The organism is Frigoribacterium sp. CFBP 13729, from assembly GCF_014841875.1.
Taxonomy (GTDB): Bacteria; Actinomycetota; Actinomycetes; order Actinomycetales; family Microbacteriaceae; genus Frigoribacterium.
On sequence record NZ_JACYUR010000004.1, the window covers coordinates 1 to 14407 of the forward strand.

Sequence of the window (14407 nt, forward strand, 5' to 3'; positions counted from 1 at the left end):
TCGACTCCTGAGAGCCGGTGTCGTTCTCACGACGAGCCATGACGCTACACCATCTGGATCAGTGTTTGCAACCCACTTGGTCCGAGGCCAGCTAGCAGAACCAGCAGCAACTCGAGGACTTGGAGGTCAATGTCATCTGGTGGCCGGTGGAGCTTCGCTCCGCCGCACCTCCGTGGTGACAAGAGGAAACATTACAGGCACACCAGGCACATCGTCCAAACCCTGCCGCATCCCGGGCGTGTCGCAACCTCGATCCCCGGAAAATCAAGGGTCTGGCCCTCGTTCGCCCGCCAGGGCCCGGCACAGGGCGTCCCAGGGCATGGTGACGATCGCGACCGGCCGCCCGGATCGACCCGATCGCTCGGCCGCGCCCAGAGACGAGGCGACTGGGACGGGGGACGACGGACGAGGGGCCGCATCGTCAGCTGAGCGGCAACGCGAGGACGACGAGCAGCGAGAGCCCGGCGACGAAGACCCAGGAACCGAGGCCGACGAGGACGGCGCGACCACCGGTGCGGGCGAGACGCTCGAGCCGGACGCTCGACCCGAGCCCGACGAGTGCCAGGCCGAGAAGGACGGTCTGGACGGTGTCGGCTCCCGTGACCACCGCCTCCGGCAGGTCGACCAGGGTGCGCAGCACGACCGTGGCGAGGAACCCGACCACGAACAGGGGCACCAGGGGAGGCCGGGTGCCGGCGTCGCCTCCTCCGCGGCGGACCACCGCGGACGTGATCGCGACCACGGGGGCGAGCATGACCACCCGTGTGAGCTTGACCACCACGGCGATCGCGAGCGCCGAGGCGCCGGCGGTCTGCGCGGTCGCGACCACCTGGCCGACGTCATGGACGCTGGCGCCGGTCCACGCACCGAACTGCACCGGCGTCAGTCCGAGCGCCGAGCCGAGCGCGGGGAGGACCGCGATCGCCGCGGTGCCGCACAGGGTGACGAGGGCCACCGGTGTCGCGGCGTCCTTGCCGCGGTCGCGGGTCACCGCCGACATCGCGCCGATCGCCGACGCCCCGCAGATCGAGAAGCCGGCCGCGAGCAGGAGGGGCTGGTCACCGGGGAGGCGGGCCCACCTCCCGAGCTGCCAGGTCACCAGGAACGTGGCGACCAGGATCCCGACGACGCTGAGCACCGTCGCCCAGCCGAGCCCGGCCACGTCGACCAGGCTGAGCTTCAGCCCGAGCAGCACGACCCCGATGCGGAGCAGGCGCTTCGCCGACAGGGTCAGCCCGGGTGCGAGCACCCCGTCGAGTGCGGGCCGGAACGCCGGGACCTGGCCGAGGGCGATGCCGAGGACGACGCAGCCGGTCAGGACCGGGACCGCCGGCAGCACCAGGTGCACGAGCCAGGCGACCCCGAGCACCACGGCCGCGAGGCCGACCCCGGGGAGGACCCGTCGCCGCGGAGGCGCGGCGGACGGTGCCGGGGTCGTCACCGACGGTGCCTAGACGCGGTTCTTGGCGGGGTTGATCAGCGAGCCGATGCCCGAGATCGCGACCTCGACGGTCTCGCCCGCGGTGAACGGGCCGATGCCGGCCGGGGTGCCGGTGAGGATGACGTCGCCGGGCAGGAGCGTGAACACGTCGGTCACGTACTCGATCAGCTCGGGGATCTTGTGGATCATCTGCATCGTCGACTCGCGCTGCTTGACCTCGCCGTCGACGCGGGTCTCGATGGTCGCGTCGCTCCAGTCGAACTCGTTCTCGATGTACGGGCCGAGCGGCAGGAACGTGTCGTAGCCCTTGGCCCGGGTCCACTGGCCGTCGGCCGTCTGCACGTCGCGGGCGGTGACGTCGTTCGCGATCGTGTAGCCGAAGACCACGTCCTGGTAGTCCTCGGCCTTGACGCGCTTCGCGATCGAGCCGATAACGATGGCGAGCTCGCCTTCGAAGTCGACCTGCCCGATGTCGGGCGGCAGCTGGATCGAGTCGCCGAAGCCGATGACCGTCGTGTTCGGCTTCAGGAACAGCAGGGGCGCCTCCGGCGGGGTCTGCCCCAGCTCGTCGGCGTGGTCGTGGTAGTTCAGGCCCACGCCCACGACCTTGGAGCGCGGGATCACCGGCGCGAGCAGCTTGGCCGAGCGGAGCGAGACGCGCTCGCCCGTGGTCTCGTAGCCGCTGTACATCGGGTCGCCCGCGAGCACGATCAGCTCGCGCTCGTCGACGATGCCGTAGCGGGGGTCTTCTCCGGGGGTCGCGAACCGTGCGATCTTCATGCGTCGAGCCTCGTCATCCATCCGTGGACGTCGTCGCGACGCCCGTACTGGATGTCGGTGAGCTCTTCGCGCAGCGACATCGTGAGGGGTCCGCCCTCGGCGGCGGGCGAGCCGACGTGGAAGCCCTCGCCCTTGAGCTCGGCGATCGGCACGACCACGGCGGCCGTGCCGCAGGCGAAGACCTCGACGATGTCGCCGTTCTCGACCCCGTCACGCCACTCGTCGAGCGACACCCGGCGTCGCTCGACCCGGTGGCCGCGCGCCTCGGCGAGCTCGAGGATCGAGTCGCGGGTGATGCCCTCGAGGATCGAGTCGCTGTCGGGGGTGACCAGGGTGCCGTCCGCGTAGACGAGCACGACGTTCATGCCGCCGAGCTCTTCGATGTAGGTGCTCTCGGACGAGTCGAGGAACAGCACCTGCTGGCAGCCGTTCTCGTAGGCCTCCTGCTGCGGCAGCAGCGACGAGGCGTAGTTGCCGCCCGTCTTGGCGGCACCCGTGCCGCCCTTGCCCGCGCGGGCGTAGTTCGTGGTGAGCCAGATCGAGACCGGGGCCACGCCTCCGGTGAAGTAGGCGCCTGCAGGGCTCGCGATGACGTGGTAGTCGACCTGCTGGGCCGCCCGCACGCCGAGGAAGCTCTCGCTCGCGATCATGAACGGCCGCAGGTAGAGGCTCGTCTCGGGGGCGCTCGGCACCCACGAGCTGTCGACCTGCACCAGCTGCTTGACGCTCTCGACGAAGTCGTCGGTCGAGAGCTCGGGCAGCGCGAGCCGCCGGGCCGAACGCTGGAGGCGCCTGCCGTTGGCGTCGGGGCGGAAGGACCAGATCGAGCCGTCCGCGTGGCGGTAGGCCTTCATGCCCTCGAAGATCTCTTGTGCGTAGTGCAGCACCGACGCGGCCGGGTCGAGCTGGAGCGGCCCGTACGGGTGCACCCGGGCGGCGTGCCAGCCCTCGTCGAGGGTCCAGCGGATGGAGACCATGTGGTCGGTGAAGTGCTTGCCGAAGCCCGGGTCGCTGAGGATCACCTCGCGCTCGGCGCTGTCACGGACCGACTCGGACGGGGTCAGCTCGAAGCTGAGGCCGAACTCGGCGGTCGTCGCGGTGTCGTCGCCGGTCGTGGCGGTGTCGCCGATCGTGGTGGTGTCGTCGGTCTGGCTCATGATGCGGCCTCCTGGCTGGTGAGGGCGGCGACGCGGTCGGCGATCGCCGTGCCGATCTCGGACGTGCTGCGGCGGGTGCCCGCGAACTGCTGACGCGCGGCGATGTCGGCCTCGACGGCCTCGCGGACCCGCGCCGCCGCCTCCTCCAGGCCCAGGTGGTCGAGCAGGAGCGCGACGGACAGGACCGCGGCGGTCGGGTCGGCCCGCTGCTGGCCGGCGATGTCGGGCGCCGAGCCGTGCACGGGCTCGAACATGCTCGGGAACGCCCCGCTCGGGTTGAGGTTGCCCGAGGCCGCGAGCCCGATGCCGCCGCTGACCGCGCCGGCGAGGTCGGTGAGGATGTCGCCGAACAGGTTGTCCGTGACGATCACGTCGAAGCGGGCCGGGTCGACGACCAGGTGGATGGTCGCCGCGTCGACGTGCTGGTAGTCGACCTCGACGTCGGGGTACTCGGCGGCGACCGCGTCGACGATGCGCTGCCAGAGGCCGCCCGCGAAGACGAGCACGTTGGTCTTGTGCACGAGGGTCAGGCGGCCCCGACGGCTGCGCGCCTTCTCGAAGGCGAAGCGGACCACCCGCTCGACGCCGTGCGCGGTGTTGACGCTCACCTCGTTGGCGATCTCGTGCGGCGTGCCGGCACGGAGGACGCCGCCGTTGCCGACGTACGGCCCCTCGGTGCCCTCGCGGACGACGACGAAGTCGACCTCGCCGGGGTCGGCCAACGGCGACGGGACACCCGGGTACACGGTGGTGGGACGGAGGTTGACGTAGTGGTCGAAGGCGAAGCGGAGCTTCAAGAGCAGGCCGCGCTCGATGATGCCGCCCTTGAGGCGGGGGTCGCGCGGGTCGCCGCCGACGGCACCGAGGAGGATCGCGTCGTGCGACGCGAGGGCCGCCAGGTCGTCGTCGGTGAGGATGTCGCCGGTCTCGAGGTAGCGCGTCGCGCCGAGCTCGAACGGCGTCACCTCGAAGGAGGCGTCGTCGCCTGCCGCGACCTCGAGCACCTTGAGCGCCTCGGCGACGACCTCGGGGCCGATGCCGTCGCCGGGGACGGCGGCGAGGCGGACGGTGCGCGACATGGGACTCCTGGGGTCGGCGAGGCGGGTGACCCTTCACTGTACCTGCGCGGGGAGGGGCGCCGCGCCGCCGGCAGGGGGTCGCGGGCGGCCGTCGGGGACGGGCGTCGCGCCTCCTGGACAGGCCGTCGGGGACGCGCGCCGCGCCTCCTGCGGGTCAGTCGTGCGCGGAGGCCCGGCGGAGGGCCACGAGGGCGACCACGACGGCGAGCACCATCACGCCGGCCCCGACCGCCGCGGTCGCGACGAGCCCGGTGTCGAAGGCGTGCGTCGCGGCGTCGAGGAGCGCCGTGGCGAGCGAGGGCTCGAGGGGCTCCGCAGCGGCCACGGCGCCGCCGAGGGTCTCGCGAGCGGCCGCCGCGGCGTCGGCGGGAACCGTGCCGGGCACCACGAGCGCCCCGCGGTAGATCGCCGTGAGCATGCTGCCGAGCACGGCCGTGCCCAGCACCGCCCCGACCTCGTAGGCGGTCTCGGAGACCGCGGAGGCGGCTCCTGCACGGTCGGCCGGGACCGCGGCGATGATCAGGTCGTTCGAGATCGTCTCGGCCGCTCCCACGCCGAGTCCGACGAGGGCGAAGCTGACGACGAACACCCACACCGGGGCGTCGGCGCCGGACAGCCACACGGCTCCGTAGGCGACGGCCGCGGCGCCCAGGCCGACGGCGACGATGCTGCGCGGCGCGACCCGGCGGACGAGCGGCACGACCGCCAGCCCGGACAGCACCATGACGACGAGGCCGGGCAGCAGGGTGAGCGCCGCGTGCAGCGGCCGCAGGCCCACGACGAGCTGCAGGTGCTGCGTCGTGAAGAAGAGGAAGCCCACCAGGGAGGTGATGGCCAGCAGGTTCACGACGATCGAGCCCGCGAACACCGGGTTCGTGAAGAGCCGCACGTCGAGCAGGGGACGCGGGCGCCGCAGCTGACGACGGACGAACAGCCAGCCCGCCGTGAGGCCGACGACGGCGAGGGCGAGCACGTCGAGGCCGGGGCCGTGCGTCGCGAGCTGCTTGATCGCCGCGACGACCGGCGCCATCGCGAGCAGGGAGAGCAGGACCGACACGAGGTCGAACGGGCCCGGGGCGGGGTCGCGGCTCTCGACGACGAGGATCGGCGCGGCCACGAGCAGGGGCAGCAGCACCGGCACGGCGATGAGGAAGATCGAGCCCCAGGCGAAGTGCTCGAGGAGCACTCCCCCGACGATCGGGCCGAGGGCGGAACCGGCTGCGAAGCCGCTCGCCCAGATCGCGATGGCGAGGCGGCGCTGGTCGCGGTCGGTGAAGGTGCTGCGCAGCAGCGAGAGCGTGGCGGGCATGATCATCGCGCCGAAGAAGCCGAGCACGGCGCGGGCGGCGATCAGCGCCTCGGCGGTGGGGGCGAAGGCGGCGACGACCGAGACCGCGGCGAAGCCGCTGGCCCCGATGAGGAGGAGGCGCCTGCGGCCGAAGCGGTCGCCGAGCGAGCCCATCGCCACGAGCAGGCCGGCGAGGACGAGGGAGTAGACGTCGACGATCCAGAGCTGCGCGGCCGCCGAGGGCTGCAACGCGGTCGAGATCTCGGGGAGCGCGAAGCTGAGCACCGTGTTGTCGACCGAGACGAGGAGGACCGGCAGCATCAGGACGACGAGGGCGGCCCACTGGCGGGCGCCGGCGCGGGCGGGCGCCGGGGCGCGTGTCGTCGTAGGCGTCGTCGGGGCGGGAGTGCGGCAGTCGTCGCGGGTGCTCATGGGTCTCTCGATGGTCGTGGTGGGCGTTCGGGGCGGGCTGTACCGTCTGGACGGTACAGCTTGACCGTCCAGACGGTACAGTAACAGGATGAGCCCGCGTCCGTCAGCCCGAGAGAAGATGCTCGACTCCTTCGAGCACCTCGTCGTCGAGGCCGGCGAGCGGAGTGCCACCTTCGACGCCGTCGCCGCCGCCGCGGACGTCTCGAAGGGCGGGCTCCTCTACCACTTCCCCTCGCGCGAAGCGCTGGTCGACGGGCTCGTCGCCCGCCTCGAGGCGCTGCTCGACGACGACGTCGAACGCATGACCTCGGCTGCCGACGGCGTCGTCGACTACTTCATCCGCACCTCCTCGCGGTCGGCCATCCCCGTGGACGATCCGCTCGACAGGTGCATCACCGCCGTCGCCGGCCTCGGCGCGAGCGGACGCTGGCCGCAGGCCGTCTCCGCGCTCACGGCCATGCAGGACCGCTGGTATCGGGTCGTGCTCGACGAGGTCGGCGACCCCGCGGTCGCCAGCCTCGTGTGCCTCGTCTCGGACGGGCTCTACTTCACGCCCGCGCAGTTCGAGGAGGCGTCGGTCGCGTCGGGTGCTGCCGGTGCTGCAGGTGCGTCGGGCGGATCGGGTGCGTCGGGTGCGTCCGGTGCCGCCGGGGCCGTGCACCGCGGCCGCGCCTCGGTCGATGAGGTCGTCGCGCTGCTGCGCAGCCTCGCACGCTGAGCGGCCGCCGACCGCCCCTTCCGCTGAGCCCTCGCGCCCGCGCGTGTCTGCGTACTCGCAAATGCCGACCTGCGGTGCTGCTGTAGCGGGATATCCGGGTGTTGTGCGGCCTGAGCGGTGCTCACGGTCGGCATTTGCTGCAGCCCTGCGTCCACGATCACCCACGAAGCGCAGAACCCGACCGGTGGGGCTGCTGTGACGGGATATCCAGTTGTTGCGCTGCCCGAACGGCGCTCACGGTCGGCATTTGCTGACGGGGCGGGGGCGGGTCAGGTAGGGAGGCGCGGGCCCGCGGGACCGGTCAGGCGGGGAGGATGCAGGCGGGGCTGCCGAGCGTGAAGACGTCGAGGGGCTCGCCGGGGACGCCCGTCTCGGGGTCGAGCGGCAGCACGGCGACCGTGTCCGAGCCCTGGTTCGCGACGTACAGCACGCCGGGCGTGATCACGAAGTGCCGCGGCCAGGTGCCGCCGCAGGGAGCCTCGCCGACGAGCTCGAGGCGGCCGTCGTCGCCTGGCGCGAGGACGCTGATGCTGTCGCGACCGCGGGTGGCGACGTAGACGCGTCCGCCGTCCACGTCGAGGTGCGAGGGGAAGACCCCGGACGCCGAGGACGAGCCCTCGAAGACCTCGACCGAGTGGTCGACGACCAGCTTCTCGCCGACGCGCCGGAGCACGTGCAGCCGGGCGTCGAGCTCGCCGGCGACGACGAGGCGATCGCCCAGCCACGCGACGTGACGCGGGCCGGCCCCGGCGGGCAGCAGGTGCACGCCGACGATCTCGGGCACGAGGGTGACGGGGTCGACGGCGACCTCGACCAGGCGGTCGGTCCCGAGGTCGCTGACCAGCAGCGTGCCCCACGGGGTGGGCGAGGCCTGGTGGGCGTGCGGGCGCTCCTGGCGCTCCTGCACCGGGCCGTGCCCGACGGGCAGCGCGACGGTGTGCGCCACCCGGCTCGTGAGCGAGGGGTCGCCGGAGAGGACGGAGACCGTGCCGCCGACGTAGTTCGTGACGACGAGCGCCCCGGAGGCGGGGTCGAACAGCACATGGCAGGGCGCGGCCCCGCCCGAGGCGGCGCTCGACGCGGCCACGAGGCGACCGGCGGAGACGGTGTACGACAGGACCCGCCCCTCCGTCGTCTCGGACACGGCGTGCAGAGCGCCCTCGGTCGCGACCAGGAAGGAGGGGTCGTCGGCCTCCACGGTCTGCACCGACTGCCACGGCTGACCCGGCGCGGTGCGCTCGAGCACGGTGATGCCCGCGCCGGAGCCGCCGCTGGAGGCGGTGTACGAGCCGACGTAGAGGCGCTGGGGCGAGCCGACGTCCGCCGCGGGGAACTCCGCCGCAGGGGTCTCGACCACGGACGGGTCGTGCCCGGCCGACGCGTCGAGCCCGGCTCCCGCGTCGGTCACGCCCGGCCCTCGGACGAGGACCCGGCGGCGTCGTTCGCGATGCGCTGGTGGTGCTGGATGACCTCGCCGACGATGAACCCGAGGAACTTCTCGGCGAAGGCCGGATCGAGATGCGATTCCTCGGCGAGCTGGCGGAGGCGCTGGATCTGCACGCGCTCGCGCTCGGGGTCGCTGGCCGGCATGCCCGCCGCCGCCTTGAGGTGCCCCACCGACTGCGTGAACTTGAAGCGCTCGGCGAGCAGGTGCACGAGCGCCGCGTCGATGTTGTCGATGCTCTGACGGATGCTCGAGAGCTCGTCGATCGCCTCGCGGTCGTCGGTCGTGAGGGGGCTGTCCGCCCCGAGGGGACTGTCGAGTGCCATGTCCCGACCCTATCGGGGCGCTGCGACGGCAGGCCGGGACGATCGGCGACGTTCCGTGTCGCAGGGCGGTGCGGACGGACGAAGGAGGCGCGTCCCGCGATCGCGGGACGCGCCTCCTTCGCTGCTGCTGTGCTGCTGTGCTGCTGCGTCAGTCGACGAGGGTCAGCGTGACCTCGACGTTGCCGCGGGTGGCGTTCGAGTACGGGCACACGTGGTGCGCGGCGTCGGCGAGCTCCTGGCGGCGGTCGGCCGGGACGTTCGGCGTGTAGATGTCGAGCTCGACGGCGAGGCCGTAGCCGCCGTCGCCGTTGCCGCCGATGCCGACGCTCGCGCTGACCGAGCTGTCGCTCGTGTCGACGTCGAGCTTCTTGGCGACGCCGTGCATCGCGCTGAGGAAGCAGGCCGCGTAGCCCGCGGCGAAGAGCTGCTCGGGGTTGGTGCCCTCGCCGGAGCCGCCGAGCTCCCTGGGCGGACGGGTGTCGAAGTCGAGGCGGTCGTCCTCGCTGCGGACGTGGCCGTCACGGCCCCCGCCGGTGGCGTGGGCGATGGCGGTGTAAGCGATCTCCAAAGTCATGAGAGCAACAGTCGACCCCTCATCTGGACGGTTGCTGAACAGTCTCCAGACGCTGCATGAGACCATCCCGGACGCCCGGCCACTCGTCGGCGAGGACGGAGTAGACGGCCGTGTCGCGCCACGAGCCGTCGGCCCGCGGCTGCGTGCGGCGGTGGACGCCCTCGAAGGTCGCGCCGAGCCGCGTGATCGCCGCCCGCGACCGCTCGTTCAGGGCGTCGGCCTGGATCTGGACACGCCCGAGACCGTGGTCGAAGAGCGACCCCAGCACGAGCAGCTTCGTCTCGACGTTGACGCCGGTGCCCCACACCTCGGGCGCGTAGGCGGTCCAGCCGACGTGGGCGCTCTCGCAGCGGAGGTCGACGAGGCCGACGGTGGTGGTGCCGACGAGCTCGCCGGGGACCTCGCCGGCCGGGACCGTGCGGCGGACGCCCCAGACGAGCCCCTCGTCCCAGGGCAGGTAGCCGCGCAGGAACTCGGCCCACTCGTCGTAGTCGTCGCGGTACGCCGCCGCGCCGCCGCCCCAGCCCCCGGCGAAGACCTCGGGCCTGCCGACGGCGCGGTGGAGCTCGGGCAGGTCGTCGTGACGGAGCGGGACGACCGTGACGAGACGGCCGACGAGGGGGACGAAGGGCAACGGCCCGAGCGCGGTCATGCGTCGATCCTGGCAGCGGCGGAGCAAGATGTCAGCGTGACCACACCCCGCACCTTCGGCCAGTCGGCCGAGTCGTTCGTCGACCTCCTCTCGCGAGTCCGCCCCGAGCAGTGGGACGCGCCCGGCCTCGGGCGCTGGACCGTCCGCGACCTGGCGGGCCACACCTCCCGGGCTGTGCTCACGGTGTCGACCTACCTCGGCCTGGACGAGCCGAGCGACGTGACCATCCCGTCGGCCGAGGCCTGGTACTCGGCGTACGCCTCGCAGTTCACCGACGCGGACGGCGTGCACGCCCGCGGCGTCGAGGCCGGCCGGTGGCTCGGCGACGACCCGGCCGCCCGGGTCGCCGAGGCGCTCGTCGAGTCGCGCGGCGCCCTCGACCGGGCCCCCTCGAACCGGATCGTGTCGCTCGGAGGCATGGGGATCCCGCTCGGCGAGTACCTGCGGACCCGCGTGTTCGAGCTCGTCGTGCACACCATCGACCTGTCACGCGCGACCGGGCTGGCCCACACGCTGCCGACGGCCGCGGTCGCCGACACCGCGGCGCTCGCCGCCCGGACCGCGACGATGCAGGGGCACGGCGAGGAGGTGCTGCTCGCGCTGACGGGACGCGGCCGCCTCGGGGACGGGTTCAGCGTCGTCTGAGGCGGGCGCGCCCGAGCGCGGGGCGACGGGAGGCGTCCCCGCGGCGGGTCAGGCGAGGAGGTCGTGGCGGACCACGACGGCCTCGCGGCCGGGGCCGACCCCGATCGCCGAGATGCGGGCGCCGCTCATGGCCTCGACGGCCAGGACGTAGTCCTGTGCGGCCTTCGGGAGGTCGCTGAACTCGCGGGCCCCGGTGATGTCCTCGGTCCAGCCGGGGAACTCCTCGTAGATCGGCACGGCGTGGTGGAAGTCGCTCTGCGACACCGGCACCTCGTCGTGACGCACGCCGTCGACGTCGTAGGCGACGCAGACCGGGATCGTCTCGAGGCCCGTGAGCACGTCGAGCTTCGTGAGCACGAAGTCGGTCACGCCGTTGATGCGCGCCGAGTAGCGGGCGATCGGGGCGTCGTACCAGCCGCAGCGACGCGGCCGGCCCGTGGTCGTGCCGAACTCGAAGCCGTTGGCGCGGAGGAACTCGCCGGAGGCGTCGAACAGCTCGGTCGGGAACGGACCTGCCCCGACACGGGTCGTGTACGCCTTGACGATGCCGATGACGCGCTGGATGCGGCCGGGACCGATGCCGGAGCCGGTGGAGGCGCCTCCTGCGGTCGCGGACGACGACGTGACGAACGGGTACGTGCCGTGGTCGACGTCGAGCATGGTCGCCTGGCCGGCCTCGAAGAGGACGGTCTTGTCGGCCTCGAGCGCCTGGTGGATCTCGAGCGCCGTGTCGGCCACCATCGGCTTCAGCCGCTCGGCGTACGAGAGCAGCGACTCGACGATCTCGTCGGCCTCGATCGCGCGGCGGTTGTAGACCTTCACCAGGAGGTGGTTCTTCTGGTCGAGGGCCGCCTCGACCTTCTGGCGCAGGATGCCCTCGTCGAAGATGTCCTGCACGCGGATGCCGACGCGGTTGATCTTGTCGGCGTAGGTCGGGCCGATGCCGCGACCTGTCGTGCCGATCTGGCGCTTGCCGAGGAAGCGCTCGGTCACCTTGTCGAGGGTGCGGTGGTAGTGCGTGATGACGTGCGCGTTCGCGCTGACCTTGAGCTTCGAGACGTCGACGCCGCGCGCGATCAGCGCGTCGAGCTCGTCGAAGAGCACCTCGATGTCGATGACGACGCCGTTGCCGATGACGGGCGTGACGCCGGGCGACAGGATGCCCGAGGGAAGCAGGTGCAGGGCGTACTTCTGGTCGCCGATGACGACCGTGTGGCCGGCGTTGTTGCCGCCGTTGAACTTGACGACGTAGTCGATGCGGCTGCCGAGCAGGTCGGTGGCCTTGCCCTTGCCTTCGTCGCCCCACTGGGCTCCGATGATGACTACTGCGGGCATGGTCGTCTCCTCGCGGTCGGCGATCGCGCCCGGATGAGGCACGCGTGCACCGTGTCAGGTGCACTTGAGTCTACCGACGAGGAGGCGCGGCACGCCCGTCGCGCACCGCTCTAGGAATTCGTTGCGCAATACGACAAACTACCCCCATGAGTCTCGTCGCCGGGGTCGACTCCTCGACCCAGAGTTGCAAGGTCGTGATCCGCGACACCGCCACCGGAGAGCTGGTGCGCCAGGGCACCGCCCGGCACCCGGAGGGCACCGAGGTGCCGCCCGACGCCTGGTGGGACGCCCTCGTCGAGGCGATCGACGCGGCCGGCGGCCTCGACGACGTCGCCGCGATCTCGGTCGCCGGGCAGCAGCACGGGATGGTCGTGCTCGACTCCGACGGCGCGGTCGTGCGCGACGCCCTGCTCTGGAACGACACCCGCAGCGCCGGGGCGGCTCGCGAGCTGACCGCCGAGCTCGGGGCGGAGGAGTGGGCGCGACGGACGGGCTCGGTGCCCGTCGCCTCCTTCACGGCCACCAAGCTGCGCTGGCTGCGCGACGCCGAGCCCGAGGCCGCCGCGCGCGTCGCCGCCGTGGCGCTGCCGCACGACTGGCTGACCTGGCGGCTCCTCGGTCACGGGCCCGCCGCCTCCTCGCCGCTCGGCCCCGACCTCGAGGCGCTCGTCACCGACCGCAGCGACGCCAGCGGCACCTCGTACTGGAGCCCGGGCGACGACGCGTACGACCTGGAGCTGTTCGAGCGGGCGCTCGGGAAGACCGGGCGAGTCGCCGCGGGACGCGACGGAGCCGCTGCTTCGACTGCTGCTTCGGCGCCTGCTGCTGCTCCTGCTCCTGGCGACGTCGTGCTGCCGCGCGTGCTGGGACCGTCGGAGGCGGCGGGCACGACGGTCGCGCACGGGCCGGTCCCCGAGGGGGTCCTCGTCGGGGCGGGCGCCGGCGACAACGCCGGCGCGGCCCTCGGGCTGGACGCCGGGGTGGGCGACCTCGTCATCAGCATCGGCACCAGCGGGACGGCGTTCGCCGTGACCGACGCGCCCGTCCACGACGGGTCGGGCACGGTCGCCGGCTTCGCCGACGCCGCCGGCGGGTTCCTGCCGCTCGTCGCCACCCTCAACGCGGCCCGCGTGCTGTCGTCGATCGGCACGCTGCTCGGCGTCGACCACGACGAGTTCGCGCGGCTGGCGCTCGCCGCGGAGCCCGGCTCCGGCGGGGTCTCGCTCGTGCCGTACTTCGAGGGCGAGCGGACGCCCGACCTGCCCGACGCGACGGCCACCCTCTCGGGGCTGACGCTCGCCTCGACCACCCGCGAGAACCTCGCCCGTGCCGCCGTCGAGGGGATGCTGTCGGCCCTCGCCGACGGCGCCGCCGCCGTGCGCGACCAGGGGGTGGAGGTGCGGCGCGTGCTGCTGATCGGCGGCGCCGCGCTGAACCCGGCCGTGCAGGCCGTCGCCGCCCAGGTGCTCGACGTGCCGGTCACGGTGCCCGCGCCCGGCGAGTACGTCGCGGACGGTGCGGCACGGCAGGCGGCGTGGGCCCTCTCGGGGACGCGACCGGGGTGGGCGGTGTCGACCCGCGCCTCCTCGGAGCCGGACCTCGTGCCCGCGATCGGCCAGCGCTACCGCGCGGCGCAGGCGCTCGGGTCGCTGCCGCGCTGACCTGCACGCCTGCGATCGGCCGAGGGCGGGTCAGCGAGGTCGAGGGCGGGTCAGCGGCGACCCGCCCTCGAGCGAGCTGACCCGCCCTCGACGGACAGGAGGCGAGAGGGTCGGGCGCAGGAGGCGGGACCTAGGATCGGGGACATGCCACCGGAACCGGGACCCACCCGCTCGACGATGACCGAGGACTACCTCAAGGTCATCTGGAAGGCCGAGGAGTGGGCCGCCGAGGGCTCCCCCGGCATCACGACCAACGAGATCGCGGCGACGCTCGGGGTGGGCGCGTCGACGGTGTCGGGCAACCTCCGCAAGCTCGAGCGCGACGGGTTCATCGACTACACGCCGTACCGCAGCATCGCCCTGAGCGAGCGTGGCCGGCACGTCGCCGTCGGCATGGTGCGCCGCCACCGCCTGATCGAGACGTACCTCGTCGAGCGGCTCGGCTACGCGTGGGACGAGGTGCACGACGAGGCCGAGGTGCTCGAGCACGCCGTCAGCGACCGCCTGCTCGAGGCGTTCGACGTCGAGCTGGGGCGCCCCACGGCCGACCCGCACGGTGACCCGATCCCGCAGGCCGACGGCACCGTCGTGCGGCCCGAGGCCCACACCCTGCAGGAGTTCGTCGAGGGCGAGTGCGGCCACGTCGTCCGCGTCTCGGACGACGAGCCCGAGCTGCTGCGCTACCTGGGCTCGCTGCAGCTGCGGGTGGGCGCGCACGTCCGGGTCGCCGAGCGCCGCGACTACGCGGGGTCGCTGCGGGTCGAGCTCGACGACGGCACGGTCGACCTCGCCGGGCCCGCCGCGGTCGCCGTCTGGGCGACGCGCGACGAGCACGGGCACGCGGCGGCCGCCACGGCCTGACACCGGGTCAGGAG

General features: G+C 73.0%; 14 protein-coding genes. 4 read left to right on the forward strand and 10 right to left on the reverse strand.

The genetic code is table 11. The features are described from left to right. Window positions 1–421 precede the first annotated feature (421 nt). The 5 genes from IFT77_RS12415 to IFT77_RS12435 form a co-directional block, all read right to left on the reverse strand. Window positions 422–1441, reverse strand: coding sequence for a putative sulfate exporter family transporter (locus IFT77_RS12415; protein WP_192170155.1), 1020 nt, complete (start codon window positions 1439–1441; stop codon window positions 422–424). A gap of 9 nt (window positions 1442–1450) precedes the next feature. After that, entirely contained in the window at window positions 1451–2221 is a 771-nt protein-coding gene (locus IFT77_RS12420; RefSeq protein ID WP_192043012.1) for a fumarylacetoacetate hydrolase family protein, read from the reverse strand. Continuing rightward, window positions 2218–3378, reverse strand: coding sequence for a branched-chain amino acid aminotransferase (locus IFT77_RS12425; RefSeq protein WP_192043013.1), 1161 nt, complete (start codon window positions 3376–3378; stop codon window positions 2218–2220). Before IFT77_RS12425 ends, IFT77_RS12420 begins: the two co-directional genes overlap by 4 nt. Then, window positions 3375–4457 (reverse strand): 3-isopropylmalate dehydrogenase, encoded by a 1083-nt coding sequence (locus IFT77_RS12430; protein WP_192170156.1) that lies wholly within the window; start codon window positions 4455–4457, stop codon window positions 3375–3377. Before IFT77_RS12430 ends, IFT77_RS12425 begins: the two co-directional genes overlap by 4 nt. A 154-nt stretch (window positions 4458–4611) precedes the next feature. Beyond that, a complete protein-coding gene (locus tag IFT77_RS12435; RefSeq protein WP_192170157.1) occupies window positions 4612–6177 on the reverse strand; it encodes an MFS transporter in 1566 nt (521 codons plus the stop codon). Between the two features lie 88 nt (window positions 6178–6265). Here IFT77_RS12435 and IFT77_RS12440 point away from each other — a divergent pair, with 88 nt between their 5' ends. Beyond that, window positions 6266–6895 (forward strand): TetR/AcrR family transcriptional regulator, encoded by a 630-nt coding sequence (locus IFT77_RS12440; RefSeq protein WP_192043016.1) that lies wholly within the window; start codon window positions 6266–6268, stop codon window positions 6893–6895. A 301-nt stretch (window positions 6896–7196) separates the two neighbouring features. Here IFT77_RS12440 and IFT77_RS12445 read toward each other — a convergent pair whose 3' ends face one another. The 4 genes from IFT77_RS12445 to IFT77_RS12460 all read right to left on the reverse strand — a co-directional run bounded on the left by IFT77_RS12445 (window position 7197) and on the right by IFT77_RS12460 (window position 9891). Then, window positions 7197–8303: a beta-propeller fold lactonase family protein gene (locus IFT77_RS12445; protein ID WP_192043017.1), complete on the reverse strand. Its 1107-nt coding sequence runs from the start codon at window positions 8301–8303 to the stop codon at window positions 7197–7199. After that, the gene (locus IFT77_RS12450) at window positions 8300–8665 is read right to left on the reverse strand and encodes a chorismate mutase (RefSeq protein WP_123548564.1); all 366 of its coding nucleotides are present in this window, start codon (window positions 8663–8665) and stop codon (window positions 8300–8302) included. The genes IFT77_RS12445 and IFT77_RS12450 overlap by 4 nt, the downstream gene beginning before the upstream one ends. A 148-nt stretch (window positions 8666–8813) precedes the next feature. Beyond that, window positions 8814–9233, reverse strand: coding sequence for an organic hydroperoxide resistance protein (locus IFT77_RS12455; RefSeq protein WP_305798191.1), 420 nt, complete (start codon window positions 9231–9233; stop codon window positions 8814–8816). 25 nt (window positions 9234–9258) lie between these two features. Further along, window positions 9259–9891 (reverse strand): GNAT family N-acetyltransferase, encoded by a 633-nt coding sequence (locus IFT77_RS12460; protein ID WP_192043019.1) that lies wholly within the window; start codon window positions 9889–9891, stop codon window positions 9259–9261. Between the two features lie 36 nt (window positions 9892–9927). Here IFT77_RS12460 and IFT77_RS12465 point away from each other — a divergent pair, with 36 nt between their 5' ends. Next, on the forward strand, window positions 9928–10536 hold the full coding sequence (locus IFT77_RS12465) for a maleylpyruvate isomerase family mycothiol-dependent enzyme (protein ID WP_192043020.1): 609 nt from the start codon (window positions 9928–9930) through the stop codon (window positions 10534–10536). Window positions 10537–10584: 48 nt separating this feature from the next. Here IFT77_RS12465 and IFT77_RS12470 read toward each other — a convergent pair whose 3' ends face one another. Beyond that, entirely contained in the window at window positions 10585–11871 is a 1287-nt protein-coding gene (locus tag IFT77_RS12470) for an adenylosuccinate synthase (RefSeq protein ID WP_192043021.1), read from the reverse strand. Window positions 11872–12017: 146 nt separating this feature from the next. Between IFT77_RS12470 and IFT77_RS12475 the strand changes: the two genes are divergently transcribed. After that, on the forward strand, window positions 12018–13532 hold the full coding sequence (locus tag IFT77_RS12475) for an FGGY family carbohydrate kinase (RefSeq protein WP_192043022.1): 1515 nt from the start codon (window positions 12018–12020) through the stop codon (window positions 13530–13532). Window positions 13533–13676: 144 nt separating this feature from the next. Next, entirely contained in the window at window positions 13677–14393 is a 717-nt protein-coding gene (locus IFT77_RS12480) for a metal-dependent transcriptional regulator (protein ID WP_192043023.1), read from the forward strand. Window positions 14394–14407: the final 14 nt, after the last annotated feature.